Origin of the sequence: Sphingobacterium sp., assembly GCF_039596235.1 — a bacterium.
Classification (GTDB): Bacteria; Bacteroidota; Bacteroidia; order Sphingobacteriales; family Sphingobacteriaceae; genus Sphingobacterium.
Genome location: NZ_JBCNKE010000002.1, coordinates 384,572 through 399,469, shown reverse-complemented (window position 1 = coordinate 399,469; position 14,898 = coordinate 384,572). Strand labels below are relative to the sequence as shown.

Here is a 14,898-nt window from a genome sequence, read left to right as displayed (position 1 = left end):
TTACATTAAATAGATTAAAAAATCCGCAACAAAACTTATCTTAGTTCCGTGAATAGCCCTTTAGAGGCTGTATTGACTAGTTTAAAGAAGAGAAATATCGTGAAAGAATTATTACACAGCAAAATATATGGTGCAGAAAACGGTGGAACGCCGTTGATTGTTCTGCATGGCCTTTTTGGAATGGCGGATAACTGGGGCTCTTTTGGCCGCAGCTTTGGTGAAAAAAGACAGATACATTTGCTGGATCTACGCAATCACGGTCGAAGTTTTCATAGTGAGAATATGTCCATTGAAGATATGGTCGAGGACTTAGGCAATTATGTCGCTTCAATCGGAGCAGATAAAATCTTATTATTGGGTCATTCTCTCGGCGGTAAAGTGGCCATGCAATTTGCCATTGAACATCCTGGGCAGGTTGAAAAATTGATTATTGCAGATATAGCCCCCAAAGCGTACCCACCGCATCACGAAGATATTTTCAGCGCCCTTTGCGCAGTTGATATAAATCGTATGGACAACCGCAAAGACGTACAATCGAAACTCGAAACCTACCTTAGCGATCCAGGTGTAATACAATTTTTGTTAAAAAACGTCTATATAAAAGAAGACCGTAAACTAGGCTGGCGTTTCAACCTGGATGTGCTGCAACGAAAATATGCAGATTTCATTACAGTAGGTGTAAAAGCAGGTATATATAATGGTCCTAGCTTATTTCTGGCTGGTGAAAAATCGCGCTATATTCTTCCAGAAGATAAAGACAACATCAGAGAGCAATTTCCACAGGTTAGGTTTGAGATAATACCAAATGCAGGCCACTGGGTACAAGCCGAAAACCCACAGGCATTCGACACCTTTGTCGCTGCGTTTTTGGATCAATAAAAACCGAAAGATAAATTGACCAATCCCCTCGAAACCGCGCTGGTCAGATGGGATTGGATTGCTTTGGTTATCATTTATTTCAATGCCGCGGCATAGGTTTTTAGCGCCCGGTCTCGCGCCAACGCATGCGCAATAATCGGCTCGGGGTAATCGCTTGTTCCTAGTTCAGGAATCCATTGTTGACTATATTCATGCTTTTTATCAAATTTTTCAGCTTGAATAGTTGGGTTAAATACCCTAAAATAAGGAGCTGCATCGCAGCCACTACCCGCTGCCCATTGCCAGTTCCCGTTATTCGCAGACAAATCATAATCGTTGAGTTTTTGTGCGAAATAAGCTTCTCCCCATCGCCAATCAATCAGCAGGTGTTTGCATAGAAAACTAGCTGCAACCATACGTACACGATTATGCATATAACCTGTTTTGTTCAACTGCCTCATACCGGCATCGACCAGCGGGTAGCCTGTTCTTCCTTGACACCAGCGCTCAAATTCTGTTTCATTATTACGCCATTGAATACTGTCATATTTCTTTTTAAATGATTCGCTGACCACATTTGGAAAATGATATAAGATCTGCATAAAAAACTCACGCCAGATTAATTCTGATAACCACAGCTCATTATGCTGTCTCGCGAAGGCCACACATTGACGGATACTGATGGTGCCAAAGCGAAGCGCGATACCAAGATTCGTAGTCGCCGCTAAGGCTGGATAATCACGGTATTTATCGTAGCTATCAATAATTGCGGCGCTCAGTTTTGGCGGTTCGAAAGACAAGTCTGTCTTTTTAAACCCGATTTTTTCCAAGGCGATGATCGGCAAATAAGCCTGCTGAAAAAATAGCCCGGTTTTATAATTCTTTGACTGATAATCTTCAGGAGTTAGCTTTTCACGCCATTTTCTAGCATAGGGGGTATAAACGGTATAGGGTGTACCATCGTTTTTCAACAGCTCATTTTTATCAAAAATAACCTGATCTTTTACTGCTTTAAATGGAATCCCCACTGTTTTAAAAAAATCAAATATCGCACGATCCCGTTGAATCGCCTTAGGTTCGTAATCTCGATTACAATAGATTTCCTGTATATTGTATTGCTCATACAATGTTTGATAAATAGTCAATGGGCTTCCATAAAAAATATTTAATGTCGCTCCGACTCCCTTTAATTTGTTGTTTATTCCATCAAGAGCCTGGTGGATATAATCTACACGCCGGTCAAACTTGTCTTCCAATTGCTGTAAAATATTTTCGTCGAATATAAATACTGGCAATACGGGAAGCCCTGTTGCTAACGCACGGGATAATCCGGCGTTGTCTTCCAAACGGAGGTCCCTACGGAACCAAAATACTACAACTTTATTTTTCTCCATAAAAATAGTGATAACTCGATCAAATACCGACGAGCCACATTTGTTAATTAGATGCTACAAAAAACAACTTCCCAAGAAAAAGCCGATGGACCAGTCCGCTGTATTTCGCGCAGGTTTAAATCTGCCGTCGGTGCAATGGTTCCGAAAGCTTTTATAGAAAATGTACTCATAAATAAATGATCTATGCCTATGTATTTATTTAAGCGTTAGCTATCCATTCAGGATAGCTCCCCAACGGGAGGTCAATATCCTATCCGCCAAAAATAACCTTTGGCAATAAAAAAAGTTTGGTTTTAAATCGATATGCGCACCCTAACCATTTAATACCATAGCAGACAACACTTTACACATCAGGACATAGACAATTTTATAGCTAAGGGGCTTAGGTCATAGCTTACAGTGTCGAACAATCCAACATATTTTACTATTTTTACTTTCATGATCTCGGACACTTTTCCAATTTTATCAACAGAACGTCTTTTTTTACGTCAAATCCAACCTTCAGACGCCCCAGCTTTATTCTCCTATTTCTCCAAAGATGAGGTCACATTATATTTTGATTTACCAACTTTTCAGCACATGGCGGAGGCTGATGAGCTTGTTAAAACCTGGCAGAAAAATTTTCTACAAAAGGTGGCCATCCGTTGGGCGATCTGTTTAAAGGACAATCCTGATCAGCTCATTGGTTCTTGTGGTTTTCATAATTTTTCCGTCGAGCACTTTCGTGCAGAGATTGGTTATGAACTTCATCCTGACTTCTGGCAACAGGGTATTATGACCGAAGCAATTTCCACCCTTATTTCTTTTGGGTTTGATAACTATAAACTCAATCGTATAGAGGCATTTATTGACCCAGACAATGTGGCCTCTCGTAGGTTGCTCGAAAAAATGAATCTTGTTTCCGAGGGAATTCTCCATGACTATTTCTTTGAGAAGGGGCGTTTCGTAGATGGTGAAATATTTGCCTTGCTTAAAAAGAACTATATCCAGCATACTTCCTTTCACCAGATCGTATAATCCATATTTTGTTGATCCAAAGTCGACAGCTGGTCTAGATCCTAAACTGTATCAAATTTCGCCTGGGAAAGCTCGGCTAGATTCATGCGCAAACGCCGTTTATTGAGGTTCACTTTATCCTCGACTGGATAGATTCGACCATCAGCGGTCATGCGCATGTTTACAGCAGCTTTATCATTTCAACCTGATTGATACTATTGATCAGCCCCTGCTTTTCCAAAAATAATTTCACCTCTTTCGCTTTCGCATCAACATTGTTTAAACTTATTTTTTCGGCTGGCATTTCTTTTTCAAGGGTATGAAACAACTGTGTTCCAATGCCTTTTCGCCGATATTCCGGTGCCACAGCGACTTGGTATATCCGTTTGTTATCTGGGTTAAAGAGCATATAGCCCACAAGTTTTTCGTCGATATAGGCGCCTAATGCCTGAGGTTGCAAACGCTCCATGCTCTGCACGGCGCTTTGCCAACTAGGTAAAATATTCCAAAACGATTGAAATTGCTGCCAGGAGAAATTAGACAGTGGCTGAATTCTCGCCACATTGCTGAGCGAGTCGGGCTGGATGATCCCACTGAAACATAGCAATTGTCGATTGATCGAAAAACCACTTTTCTCATAGGCACGGATGGCTGCCTCATTATTCTCTATGGCTTCCAAAACAACCCGCTTAACTTTGTTCTCTTTAAAGAAAGGAAGTATATAATTATACATTTTTCCCACTAACCCATGCCCCCGGAATTCAGGCAGTACACCCGTTCCACCATTGTAGACCACAAACTGACGATCTATTTCCCGCAGACCATGCATCATAAATGCCACGAGTCTGTTCTCCGCAAACACGGCGACAGACCAAGCTAACTGAATATCTTCCGTGCTGATTTTCTGCCGCAATTGTTCCATATCGAGCTGAAATGGTACAATATAATCCTTAAAAGCCCCATTGATGGTTTGCAGCAGCTCAGGAATATCGGATTGTGTTAATTGTCGTATTTTCATTGACATAACCTTTGTTTGTTATCGAAAGAACTGTTCTGAACAAGGCGATTTCTGGATTTATCCCTGAGATTTAAGAACTGTCTCGATGTCCTTACAATATGCTTCCAGTGTAGCAATTAATTTAGCAACATGTATTCCATCACAGACAGCGTGATGCACCTGAATTGCGATGGGCATTAAGATTTCATCATCTTGTTGCTGATACTTTCCAATTGTAAAAGAAGGTGCAAAATAATCTGTGAAGTCGGCAATATGCAGATTAAAACTATCAAAATTAATCCATGGAATTGCCGAAATATTAAAATGATTCTCCGGCGGTGTCTCGGGAAAAAAACGTAAATCATCGGCATGGCGTTCGGCTACGCAGTTGTAATTAGCCATAAACGCCGAAAAATCCGGATCGTATACAGTGGATAGGGCCGAAAAAGTTTCCGTTTCTGCATGCAACACGGTATATATCGGATTCACATAATCCCAGACAATGAGCTTCCCTTCCTTCATTGCCATCTTAAAAGCATCATGATTATTTACGGCTTTTGTAATTAGGTAAATCATGACAGGATAAAATTTATAGCCATTTTCCTTTATAAAAGGAAGTAGGTTAGTGATATTAATTTTTGTCGTTAGGCTAAAGCCGCATTTCATCTGGCTACGATAAACCGAAAAGTGCTCCTTTCGCTTCCAGTCGGCTAAATTTATCGTCTTATAATCTGATCCTATTTTTCCCATTTTATTCTACTCATTAGTTAATATATACTGATTGATATCCTCCTGAAAATCACCAATTCCTGTCGAGATCTTCTTTCCAGTCAAAAGGCAGTAATTCCTTTAAGGATTTGAATACCCCATTTTTCACTTCCACAATTGCATCCAGATTGGTCTTGGCAAGCTGACTTATCAACTCTCTACAGCGCCCACAGGGGGGGACTGCATTTCCCGAAGCATCTACCGCAACAAATGCCCTGACTTGAAATTCATGGTGTTTCAGCATGTCAGCAACAGCGCTATGCTCAGCACAAAAACCCATGGAGCAAGCCGTATCAATGCAGATTCCAGTATAAATATTGCCTGCCACCGTTTCTATAGCAGCTGCCACACCAGCATATTCAACAAAGTCATTTAATTTTTTTGTACCAACAAGCCCGCTTGCTATTTCTTTTAATTTGTTTGTCATATCTTCCTCCGATCAGATGCTAGGTATACGATAAGGTTGCCACTTTCATGCGCCCTTCTTCTCATTGCTTCCTCCGCTTGTACCATGCCAAAGCGATTTTTTCCTGTGTTTTTAAAAATTTGTCTTTCCCCCTATTATAATCATTTCCGTCCTTCCAGTCGAGTTGGGTTAATTTTTCCTTAAGCTCCTGATAGCTTTCCCGGATTGTTGGATGTGCGATTAGGTAGTCGCGTAAAACGAGGTGTCTTGTCCAATCGGACGAACCTTTTACAAATGCATGCAAATGTGCAATACGAATCCCGTGATCATGCAAGATCGCCGGTATATCATCGTCTATTTTTACGACATCAGCAACGCCGATCTTATGTATAGGTTCTTTCATTAATATAAAAAATCGGCGTTCCGGCCAGTCCTGATTATATTTTTCATAGTAAACAATCTCAGGTAGTTTCAATAAGCCTGGTAATCTCTCCAGATCAGTTTCGCTCTCCACGCCGAGCTGTATATCAATAATCGGTTTAGCAGCAAGCCCCTCCACGGCTGTACTACCGATGTGGTCGATTTGAGGATTTAAGGGGTTCAACAGGAATTGCAGCTCTAGTTTAATGGACTCAAATTGTTTTTTCCATTCTGGATTATAGCGTTCAAAGGGTAATAGCATTTAAATAATTGTTTAAAATTCAATACATAGTTTGTTTTATACTGATGTAAGCAATCTAAGACTTTAAAAATGGACGCGGGCTGCTCCCATCGATTGGACTCACGCTGTAATTACCAACAAGTTGAAGCTGTTAAAAACAGTCAAACTTTAGCGGAAAAATTAAAAATTATCGATCTGCCATCAGCGTTCATTTTGTTGCATAATGTGTGCATATCATTGGATTTTTCAGATTATAAATTCCTTTTAAGTCGAATCTATAAGGTCATTGAAGGAGCTTAAAGAAGCTATGGCTCCTATGTAGATGTTTCTCTACAGGAAAAATTTCATTCACTCAACAATACTTCTTAAACAAAAAGCTTGATTTAATTTTGCACAAGAAAAAAAAAAACATTTGCCACGATCATTATCTATTACTGACACATCAAAAAAACAGCTTTTATTCACCTATTTCCGGCTTGGGAGACAGTTAAAAGCCTAATATATAATATAAAAATACATTAAAATAAAGAAACCATTACATAAAATATCTAATTACATGAATTTAAAGTCTTATCGTAATCTGAAAAACATACTCGTGCTGACATGCATCGTGTTAACGGGCTCAAGCCTTTACTCTTGTAAAAAGAGTGGTGAAACCACAGATTTAACAGGAGAAACAGTGGTTAAGATCAATCTAAAAGGTGTTGAAGCCTATACGGATGACGAGAGTAACACTGTTGGCCAAAAACAGGGGTCTACAAAAGCGTCCCTAGCCTCAAACAATACATCAGATGTTCAGGAAATGACCGTCCCTTTTGGTAACGGTTGCTCCATTGATGTTGTTCTTACAAACAGCTCATCGGCTGCCGTTAAAAGAGGATTAATTGCGGCATCAAGCCCGAAAGCCGCGGTTGCACAAGTAACTGAAAAACCCCTGGACAAAGATATCAAGTATAAAGTTGTTGTTTATGACAGCCAAGGTAACTATGTTACTGAAAAGACCTACAGCTATGGTGGTGAATCAACTGCAGCTGGTATCGTTCTTGACGCGGGGAAAACTTATACCTTCATTGCTTACTCCATCAATAGCACAAGTACAGTGCCCAATATCAATAACCAAAACAAATTATCTTCAGCAAGTTTAGACAATATCGGCGGAGACTTCATGTTTTTCACCGGTAACCTAACATTGAATACGGGCGTAAACAACCTGAATGTTGTTTTAAAACATCGATTCAGTCAGATTATCACAACTTTAACAATGGATCCGAACATGACAGGTGCAATAACAAAACTTGAAAATGCGGTATTCAAACCTAGTCATTCAACAGCGAACTTCAAGCTATCGGATGAGGCTCTTACTTACAATGGCCTGAATGAAGCTGGTGTATTGGCACAATTTCCAAGTTTAGGTGCAGGCTTACGTACAGTGGTCAGTGCTCCTTCCCTATTAATCCACCCAGGGACTAGCGCCGGAACACTTAACTTAGGAACGTTGACCATTGATGGTGAAACAAAGTCAAATGTTACTATCCCAAATGTGAAGATCAATCCAGGACTGAAATATGACCTCAAACTTAACTTCAAAACCTGTACACAGAACGTAACAAGTGATGGCCTAAACTGGAGTTATCCTGAAACTAGTTCCGGCGGTAAAAAAGGTATTATCAAAGATGGTGTTTTCTATGCAAATGGTAGCACAATCGAACGTAGCTTTACTGCACCTGTGGCCGACTATGGTTTTGTATTTGACATCACGGAATTGGACAACGCTTTCAATATGGAAGTCAATGGTATCAAACTGGCTAAACAGGAAATTCAGTTCCAGAACGCAGGCGCATCCTCAACACAAAATATCCAGTTTGCCGATGGAAGCAAATACGAAGGTACTGACGTTGAAACAAATAAACGTATTGGTAGCATCTATGCGCTAAAAGGTACAGCAACCAAACCGCTGATTAAACTCGTGATCAGCAGAACAGGCCAGGTGACCATGTTTGGTAGCAAAACTTCCGGTGGTGAGTTGTATCCACTTGTATTAACCAATGGCAATGCTTTCAATACCTTCCCATGGAATGGTACACAAAGTAATTCTGTGAAAGTGACCCAACTTGTTGACGGTAGAACCGTTATTAAAGGTACGGGAGCCGGCAAGAAGAAAATACCTTGTAATTAATTATCCGGGTATACATTATAATATAAACTTGATCACATGCTTATAGTCCGCCTGCGATAATTTCAATTGTACGATCTATAAGTATCTACATCATCACAAAGCCAGCAAAATTTTCGCTGGCTTTGTTATTTTCTTTAAACGTCTTTCCCCAGGATTTTGGTCAGATGACTAACATCGGTCAATCCAAACTCATCGGCAATTTCCTTTAAAATCATGCGTCCGGCGCTGATGCGTTGCCGAATAAGTGTATTCCGATATTGGTGGATATAGGCCCTTATGGTTATACCAGCATGACGTTTGAAATAGGTGCCAAGATAATCAGCAGCAATATTGAAATGAGGAGCCATTATCTGAGACCGCAACAGATTTGGTGTATAGATGTTTTTGTGAATATAACAAAACATCGCCTGTAAATCACGAGTTCTAAAACCATCCATCTGTAATTCAGGCATATTTCTCGCCAGCAACATTGAAATGCTGAGCAGCTGATGCCATATTAAATCCTGATTCGCAAAGATATCGTGTTTTAGGGATGCAATTACATTAAACAGCAGGCGAACAGTTTGTCGATCAGCCGCAAGAAGTGGGAATCCATGCTGATGGGTTTCTCTGCTTTTTATTAAATACTCCAATTGGCGGGTTAAATTACCCGATTCGGCTGTAGTCCGATAGATGTAAGCATCTGTAAATTTTAAATAAATAAAATGCGTCTCCTGTTTAATATCAAAATAGTGATACTCTTCTGGTCCAATAAAGAAAACGGTGTCACTTTGATAAGGTACGGCATAGCCATTGATTACATGAGTACCCTCCCCACTCAAAATAAAGATAAGTTCGTAGTGATTGTGATTATGCTCCGGATGTGTCCAAGTGCTGGATTTAAACTCCGAAATCAGGATAGGTTCAAATTGTCGATAGCGTTCCATTCCAGAAATTTACAAAATTATAGCCGATTTTTACCGCTCTTCGATTCAAAGCAACACTAATTTTGTTTAAAAAGCAATTCATATGGAAACTATAAAAAACACGGCATTGATTGTGGGTGCCAATGGTGTTATCAGCACAAATCTTATTGAACATCTGAGCAGTCTTGGCCACTGGGATATCATCGGCCTCTCCCGCCGTGGCGGAACCAGTCATGAGCGTGTGCGCTATATTGCTGTAGATTTACTGGATTTAACCGATACTGTCAACAAACTAAGTCCATTAACGACAGTAACCCATATCTTTTATGCAGCCTACCAGGATAAGGAAAGTTGGGCTGCATTGGTCGAACCCAATTTGAGGATGTTGGTCAATGTAATAACGGCTATTGAGCCAGTAGCCAAATCCCTGCAACATGTCAGTCTTATGCAGGGTTATAAAGTGTATGGCGCCCACCTCGGTCCATTTAAAACACCGGCCAAAGAATCTGATGCTGGTCATATGCCTCCTGAATTTAATACCAGCCAGCTACAATACCTGCAACAGCAACAGATTGGCAAACAGTGGACCTGGTCCGCTATCCGGCCATCGGTTGTGGGCGGAACAGCTCCTGGCAACCCGATGAACCTTGCACTGCTGATAGCTGTATATGCTACTATTTCCAAAAAATTAAATATTCCACTTCGTTTTCCGGGAAAACCCGGTGCATATGACAGCTTACTCGAGATGACAGATGCATCTTTGTTAGCAAAAGCAACTGTATGGGCTGCAACTGAACCTCAAGCGGCCAATCAGGCTTTTAATATTAACAACGGTGATTTGTTCCGCTGGAAAGATCTCTGGCCCAAAATTGCAAAATATTTTGAAATGGAAGTCGATACACCGCTCCCCTTAAATTTACACACGATGATGTCTGATAAAGAAAATATATGGGAAGACATCCAGAAAGAACATGGATTAAATTACAATTATCAGGAAGTATCCGCCTGGGCATTCGGTGACTTTGTCTTCTCCTGGGATTACGACTTTTTTGCGGACGGCAGTAAAGCACGTAGATTCGGGTTCCATGAGTACATTGATACCGAGCAGATGTTTTTTCGGTTATTTGATGAGATGCGGACCAAACAGATGATACCATAGTCACAATTCCCGATGTTATGGCAGCGATAGCGGCTGGCATAACACCGGGAATACGAATCCAATAAAATCATAACAAAACCAATTAAAAATCAACTAAATAAATAATTTAAATTACTTATTTTTAAATTATTGCAACCTAAATTTCACTTATGGGTCTTATTTATCCGTGAACACAGAAACAGCTATACAAGGTCAAGCAGACCGGGCATTAGTCGCTCAGATCCTCAAACGGGATCCGAAGGCATTCCGTAAGCTTATCGTTGATCACGAGAAGCTCGTCGCCCATTTGGTTTACAAAATGATTCCAGTCGCAGCAGACCGCCGGGACATTATACAGGATGTATATATGAAAGTTCACAATAATCTAAGACAATTTCGTTTTCAGAGCAAATTGTCGACCTGGATCGGACAGATTACGTATAATACCTGCTTGCATTATCTTCAGAAAAAACGTCCGATCCCGATGGAGAGTTTTTTTGAAAATGCTGATTTGTCCTATACCGATTATAAAATGGTACATACTGCTACCAATGAAACGGAAAATAGACTTTTTGCCCGTGAACTCAGCCAGACAATAGCACAAGCTATGGCACAGCTCTCCACATTATACCAAACCCTGATCGGATTACATTATCAACAGGAACTAAGTCTACAGGAGATTTCAGAAATCACACAATTACCGGAGGGTACCATAAAATCTTATTTGTTTCGCGCACGCAAGCAATTAAAAGATATTCTACTCAAATCACAAAAAAGAGAGGAACTATGAACAGTTTACATTTAACAGAAGAACAGTTGCAGGCTCTTGCTGATTCCACTGACGATATAAAAAGATCGGAAATGGATCATATTTCTACCTGTATGGCCTGCAGAATCAAATTTGAAAACTATCAATTGATTGATTCAAGTCTCCAAGAATTGCCCATGGCGGGCTTTGATCCCGATTTGCCCGATTATATCGTCAACATAGCGATTCCGCCAAAGACTCCATTTCATTGGGCAGCCTTCGTTGCAGCAAGCATAGGTGGTGTCTTGGTTACAGTTGCTGCTGTTATCTATGGGAAACAATTTATCGCGTTATTTATTCAGCTTCCCGATATTTTACGTTATTTCTTTGCCCTCCTCCCGCTTTCTTTAACCAGCGTACAGGCTATACTATCCCTCATCCGATATCGACAAAAAATGAACACTATCCTAAAAAAAACAGATTCCTTGCAACCCAAATTGGATTGGTGGGTCTGATATACTATAAAATCAATTGTATGAAACGCATTTTAAACTTAACATTGATACTGCTTACAGTCAACACGATGCCGACAATGGCCGCACAACAAGCTACTTCAGTGATGGCAGATAAAGAAGTTATTTTTTTCTCGCTCAACGCGATTGCTGTTTTGCTGTCCATTTGGATCGCTTCCTCTTTTTTGCTCAAGCTTATCAAGCTATTCTTGAATGATCGTTTGCGACGAACCCTGATTGAAAGAAATGCACCGCTGGAGATCGTTACTGAGATCCTTCCCAAAGAAAACAATCTTGTAGAATTAGCCTTCAGCTGGTGCTGTGTACTATTTGCTGGCTCCGTCGGACTCACCTTATGTTATTTTACACAACCCCTTGGCTTTCACTCAGCCATTATCCTGAGCATAAGCTTAGCATTCGGTTTACTCGTTTACTATTTTATCCGTAAAAATAAAAATCAATCATGAAAACAAATTACAGCCTTATCGCAATCGCTATTTTATGTATTGGCCTATTTGCATCCGGCAAACAATTATTCGATCAGTACGTTCCCAATCAATCCAGAACCACTGTTGTATATGATGAAATCGGCACACGCTGTACCTTAACGGCACACTTTCCAAAGGCCAAAATGGCCTCAATTGGCCAATATATTAAAAATTGGAGTCAAAAAGCTGGTAAAACTTTAGTTCTATCGGGTGATACAGCGATACTATCATCTTTCAATGGCCCGCGTTACAAGCTGTATATGGATGAGACCAACTTAAAAGTCATCGCAAATTGCAATCAGCTTGACCGGAAAGCATATACCCACATGAAAGACGACTACAAATTACTTACAGATTTTATTACAAAGGGAAGCGAACCACGTAACTAAAGCATACAACAAGTGAAAATAACAGCAGGACTTCTCACCCTTAGCTTGAGTTTTGCCCTATTTATGACCTTCCAAACTCAAGGTCAACAAAATCTACCTGTAATTCAGGCCAGCAAACCCTTCGTCAGTATCCGTGACGGAAAGCTGCTCGCTAAGGATGTATGGAAATTAACCCCCGCAACAGCACCTGATATTTACTATACGCAGGTGCCGAGGGCCGCACGTAAGATCACATTTATTACGGATAAGGATTCCATTTCGTTTACGACTACTTATGGTAAAACCTATGATTTTATCATATTACTGAACGGACAACATCGTATTCTCACGCGCATATCAGCCAATTATGAGCAGGTATTAAACCCCACACTGGGATATAAACCAGCGGTACAATTGTCGGACACCATTCCCTTTTTCATGAAAAATAGTCGTCTTTATTTTAAGGGGAACCTCAATGGCTATAAAAACCTGACGATCATGTTTGATCTAGGGGCGGGTATCACCTGCCTCAGTGAGCAATCTCCCGCAAAAGCGGGGGTCAAATTTGATGGGCACATCCGTGTCCAGAATTCGGACGGTACAAACAATGAACCCAGTGCCAGTATCAATAGTTTGGAAATTGGTGGATTACACTGGGATAAAGTTCCGTTGGTACAAATTCGGAATTTATCGGATGACGAGGATATGATCATCGGAAATTCATTGTTTCGGGACAAGATTATCGAAGTTGATTACGAGAAAAAGATTATGGTCCTAAGCGATCAGATAAACAAAAATCTACTGGGCTATCAAGTTCACGATGTAGACTATTTCCAACATCGCCCCCGATTTGAAGTCTTTGTCAAAGTGGGAGAACAGGATTATCCCTTCCATTTTCTATTTGATACCGGTCGGGATGGCAGTATGCTTATTGGGGACGATTTTACGAATCGTTATGGCCTTTGGAACAAGTATCATTCGCTTTTTTCTTTTGGCAAAAAAAAGATCATCGTTATTCCAGCGCTCCGAATTGGAAATCAGGTTTTTAAGAACATTGTAACCAATGCCAATAATCCGGATTATCCGAATGCCAAGCAAAGCTTATTGGGCAATAAAATATTGAATCAATTTAATTTTATCCTGGATAACCGTAACGGAAAAATATATCTGAAAGCAAACAAATACCAAAATGAAAACTACAGCACATACAACGAATTTAAACTGCTAAGGATGTTAATTGTAATTTTGATTATCGCACTGCTGATCTTTATAGGCTATCGCATCCGAAAGCTTTATCTTCGAAAAAAGTCCTCCTTATAAACGCTATACAAGAACGCCGTGCTCGACTTCGTTCTTGTATAGATTAATTGCTTATCGTGACAAAATCGTTTAACAATGCAACGCTGCCCGGAACGATAAAAATTTCATCATAGTTATCCCCCCATTGCTCTTCGGCAACTGAGAGCCTACAAATAATACGTTCTCCAGGCAAAAAGATGTGATCTGTCAAATCTTTAAAAAAACCTAAACGACCGTATCTTCCCTTATTTGGCAATACCGGAAAGATCTCATCCGACACGAATTTTTTATAGGTATAAGGCACGAGGGTTGTACCCCTTCTGACCACATCATAAGTATAGATTTTCCCCTCGGGCAATGGGGGCAATTCGACCGACACAAATGATGTTAACACGGGCACTCTTATTTCTGGCTTTAAACTTGTCACTTCTTCTGTTATTTGGTCACGCATGTAAAAAAGCAGATCCACATCTCCACCTAAAAATGTACTTTGTCCAAATTCGACGACAGTATTAAGTTTAAAAGTCAGCGACATCCCTTTTGAATTTTTTAAAGCGGGTAATGTTAGGTTTTCAAGTACCTTTTCTCCATCCAACAAAAATTTAAGTGTCTTATTTGAATCGGCATCCATGAGTGTTTTGGTAAAAATAACTTCCTTCTTACCTTTAATTTTGACTGAAAGCTCTCTTTTTTGATCTTTATCTAAAGGAATTTCTAATTTGCGTGTAAGTTGTCCTCCAGCTAAGGTTTGAGCGACTATTTTACCATCGATAAAAAATTCAATATCCCTACCTATTGGATTTACATATAAATTGTAGAATATGCTCTTATCATATATTTTACCATTGTCGTACAATATGCCAATCTGATGGTTAAAGATAGCCGGGTCAATTTGGTAACTTCTTAACACCGTAGTTTTTCCTTTTTCCCGAACCTGTATTTTTTGATTTCCCTGAGCGATGTTTACTTTCATTGATTTCGGAAAGCTATGTGATGCTCCTTTTGTGCTGTCTAAGACCACATTATTATAGACAAATTCCAAGGCGACTGAAGTAGATCCACTAAAGGTTACTTCCACAATCTTCGTACTAACCTTGTCATAAAGTTCCCCTTTCTGACAGGCTTGTAAGAAAATGAAGAAAAATCCGAGGAGACTTATGAATACTTTATGATTGATTTTCATT

Annotated in this window: 16 protein-coding genes; 9 read left to right on the top strand and 7 right to left on the bottom strand. The window is 40.0% G+C overall.

What is annotated here, in order from left to right:
* Window positions 1–48 precede the first annotated feature (48 nt).
* Window positions 49–879 carry an alpha/beta fold hydrolase gene (locus ABDW32_RS05875; RefSeq protein WP_343560370.1) on the top strand — a complete coding sequence of 277 codons (831 nt, stop codon included), beginning with the start codon at window positions 49–51 and terminating at the stop codon, window positions 877–879.
* 74 nt (window positions 880–953) lie between these two features.
* On the opposite strand, the gene ABDW32_RS05870 is transcribed toward ABDW32_RS05875, so the two are convergent.
* Window positions 954–2,252 carry a deoxyribodipyrimidine photo-lyase gene (locus ABDW32_RS05870; RefSeq protein WP_343560368.1) on the bottom strand — a complete coding sequence of 433 codons (1,299 nt, stop codon included), beginning with the start codon at window positions 2,250–2,252 and terminating at the stop codon, window positions 954–956.
* 438 nt (window positions 2,253–2,690) lie between these two features.
* Between ABDW32_RS05870 and ABDW32_RS05865 the strand changes: the two genes are divergently transcribed.
* Window positions 2,691–3,269 carry a GNAT family N-acetyltransferase gene (locus ABDW32_RS05865; RefSeq protein ID WP_343560366.1) on the top strand — a complete coding sequence of 193 codons (579 nt, stop codon included), beginning with the start codon at window positions 2,691–2,693 and terminating at the stop codon, window positions 3,267–3,269.
* A gap of 160 nt (window positions 3,270–3,429) precedes the next feature.
* Here ABDW32_RS05865 and ABDW32_RS05860 read toward each other — a convergent pair whose 3' ends face one another.
* The 4 genes from ABDW32_RS05860 to ABDW32_RS05845 form a co-directional block, all read right to left on the bottom strand.
* Complete coding sequence (locus tag ABDW32_RS05860) at window positions 3,430–4,266, bottom strand: GNAT family N-acetyltransferase (RefSeq protein ID WP_343560364.1); 837 nt, start codon at window positions 4,264–4,266, stop codon at window positions 3,430–3,432.
* A 57-nt stretch (window positions 4,267–4,323) separates the two neighbouring features.
* On the bottom strand, window positions 4,324–4,995 hold the full coding sequence (gene catA / locus ABDW32_RS05855; protein WP_343560362.1) for a type A chloramphenicol O-acetyltransferase: 672 nt from the start codon (window positions 4,993–4,995) through the stop codon (window positions 4,324–4,326).
* 49 nt (window positions 4,996–5,044) lie between these two features.
* Entirely contained in the window at window positions 5,045–5,440 is a 396-nt protein-coding gene (locus tag ABDW32_RS05850; RefSeq protein ID WP_343560361.1) for a cytidine deaminase, read from the bottom strand.
* Between the two features lie 61 nt (window positions 5,441–5,501).
* Window positions 5,502–6,101 carry a GrpB family protein gene (locus tag ABDW32_RS05845; protein WP_343560359.1) on the bottom strand — a complete coding sequence of 200 codons (600 nt, stop codon included), beginning with the start codon at window positions 6,099–6,101 and terminating at the stop codon, window positions 5,502–5,504.
* 535 nt (window positions 6,102–6,636) lie between these two features.
* Between ABDW32_RS05845 and ABDW32_RS05840 the strand changes: the two genes are divergently transcribed.
* On the top strand, window positions 6,637–8,256 hold the full coding sequence (locus tag ABDW32_RS05840) for a hypothetical protein (RefSeq protein WP_343560357.1): 1,620 nt from the start codon (window positions 6,637–6,639) through the stop codon (window positions 8,254–8,256).
* Window positions 8,257–8,390: 134 nt separating this feature from the next.
* Here ABDW32_RS05840 and ABDW32_RS05835 read toward each other — a convergent pair whose 3' ends face one another.
* Window positions 8,391–9,182 (bottom strand): AraC family transcriptional regulator, encoded by a 792-nt coding sequence (locus tag ABDW32_RS05835; protein WP_343560355.1) that lies wholly within the window; start codon window positions 9,180–9,182, stop codon window positions 8,391–8,393.
* A gap of 82 nt (window positions 9,183–9,264) precedes the next feature.
* On the opposite strand from ABDW32_RS05835, the gene ABDW32_RS05830 reads away from it, so the two are divergent.
* The 6 genes from ABDW32_RS05830 (at window position 9,265) to ABDW32_RS05805 (ending at window position 13,735) form a co-directional block, all read left to right on the top strand.
* Window positions 9,265–10,320: an SDR family oxidoreductase gene (locus ABDW32_RS05830; protein ID WP_343560353.1), complete on the top strand. Its 1,056-nt coding sequence runs from the start codon at window positions 9,265–9,267 to the stop codon at window positions 10,318–10,320.
* A gap of 166 nt (window positions 10,321–10,486) precedes the next feature.
* Window positions 10,487–11,089, top strand: coding sequence for a sigma-70 family RNA polymerase sigma factor (locus ABDW32_RS05825; protein WP_343560351.1), 603 nt, complete (start codon window positions 10,487–10,489; stop codon window positions 11,087–11,089).
* On the top strand, window positions 11,086–11,562 hold the full coding sequence (locus ABDW32_RS05820; protein ID WP_343560349.1) for a hypothetical protein: 477 nt from the start codon (window positions 11,086–11,088) through the stop codon (window positions 11,560–11,562). The genes ABDW32_RS05825 and ABDW32_RS05820 overlap by 4 nt, the downstream gene beginning before the upstream one ends.
* A 20-nt stretch (window positions 11,563–11,582) precedes the next feature.
* Window positions 11,583–12,026 (top strand): hypothetical protein, encoded by a 444-nt coding sequence (locus ABDW32_RS05815; protein WP_343560347.1) that lies wholly within the window; start codon window positions 11,583–11,585, stop codon window positions 12,024–12,026.
* On the top strand, window positions 12,023–12,436 hold the full coding sequence (locus ABDW32_RS05810) for a hypothetical protein (RefSeq protein WP_343560345.1): 414 nt from the start codon (window positions 12,023–12,025) through the stop codon (window positions 12,434–12,436). Before ABDW32_RS05815 ends, ABDW32_RS05810 begins: the two co-directional genes overlap by 4 nt.
* Before the next feature lie 12 nt (window positions 12,437–12,448).
* Entirely contained in the window at window positions 12,449–13,735 is a 1,287-nt protein-coding gene (locus tag ABDW32_RS05805) for a retropepsin-like aspartic protease (protein WP_343560344.1), read from the top strand.
* A 43-nt stretch (window positions 13,736–13,778) separates the two neighbouring features.
* On the opposite strand, the gene ABDW32_RS05800 is transcribed toward ABDW32_RS05805, so the two are convergent.
* Entirely contained in the window at window positions 13,779–14,897 is a 1,119-nt protein-coding gene (locus tag ABDW32_RS05800; RefSeq protein ID WP_343560342.1) for a hypothetical protein, read from the bottom strand.
* Window position 14,898 lies beyond the last annotated feature (1 nt).

Excerpts from the sequence above, each read along its gene's own strand:
- ABDW32_RS05815 (WP_343560347.1), top strand. The coding sequence starts at position 11,583 with ATGAAACGCATTTTAAACTTAACATTGATACTGCTTACAGTCAACACG.
- ABDW32_RS05830 (WP_343560353.1), top strand. The coding sequence starts at position 9,265 with ATGGAAACTATAAAAAACACGGCATTGATTGTGGGTGCCAATGGTGTT.
- ABDW32_RS05865 (WP_343560366.1), top strand. The coding sequence starts at position 2,691 with ATGATCTCGGACACTTTTCCAATTTTATCAACAGAACGTCTTTTTTTA.
- ABDW32_RS05860 (WP_343560364.1), bottom strand. The coding sequence starts at position 4,266 with ATGAAAATACGACAATTAACACAATCCGATATTCCTGAGCTGCTGCAA.
- ABDW32_RS05835 (WP_343560355.1), bottom strand. The coding sequence starts at position 9,182 with ATGGAACGCTATCGACAATTTGAACCTATCCTGATTTCGGAGTTTAAA.
- ABDW32_RS05840 (WP_343560357.1), top strand. The coding sequence starts at position 6,637 with ATGAATTTAAAGTCTTATCGTAATCTGAAAAACATACTCGTGCTGACA.
- ABDW32_RS05845 (WP_343560359.1), bottom strand. The coding sequence starts at position 6,101 with ATGCTATTACCCTTTGAACGCTATAATCCAGAATGGAAAAAACAATTT.
- ABDW32_RS05820 (WP_343560349.1), top strand. The coding sequence starts at position 11,086 with ATGAACAGTTTACATTTAACAGAAGAACAGTTGCAGGCTCTTGCTGAT.
- ABDW32_RS05850 (WP_343560361.1), bottom strand. The coding sequence starts at position 5,440 with ATGACAAACAAATTAAAAGAAATAGCAAGCGGGCTTGTTGGTACAAAA.
- catA (WP_343560362.1), bottom strand. The coding sequence starts at position 4,995 with ATGGGAAAAATAGGATCAGATTATAAGACGATAAATTTAGCCGACTGG.
- ABDW32_RS05800 (WP_343560342.1), bottom strand. The coding sequence starts at position 14,897 with ATGAAAATCAATCATAAAGTATTCATAAGTCTCCTCGGATTTTTCTTC.
- ABDW32_RS05870 (WP_343560368.1), bottom strand. The coding sequence starts at position 2,252 with ATGGAGAAAAATAAAGTTGTAGTATTTTGGTTCCGTAGGGACCTCCGT.
- ABDW32_RS05810 (WP_343560345.1), top strand. The coding sequence starts at position 12,023 with ATGAAAACAAATTACAGCCTTATCGCAATCGCTATTTTATGTATTGGC.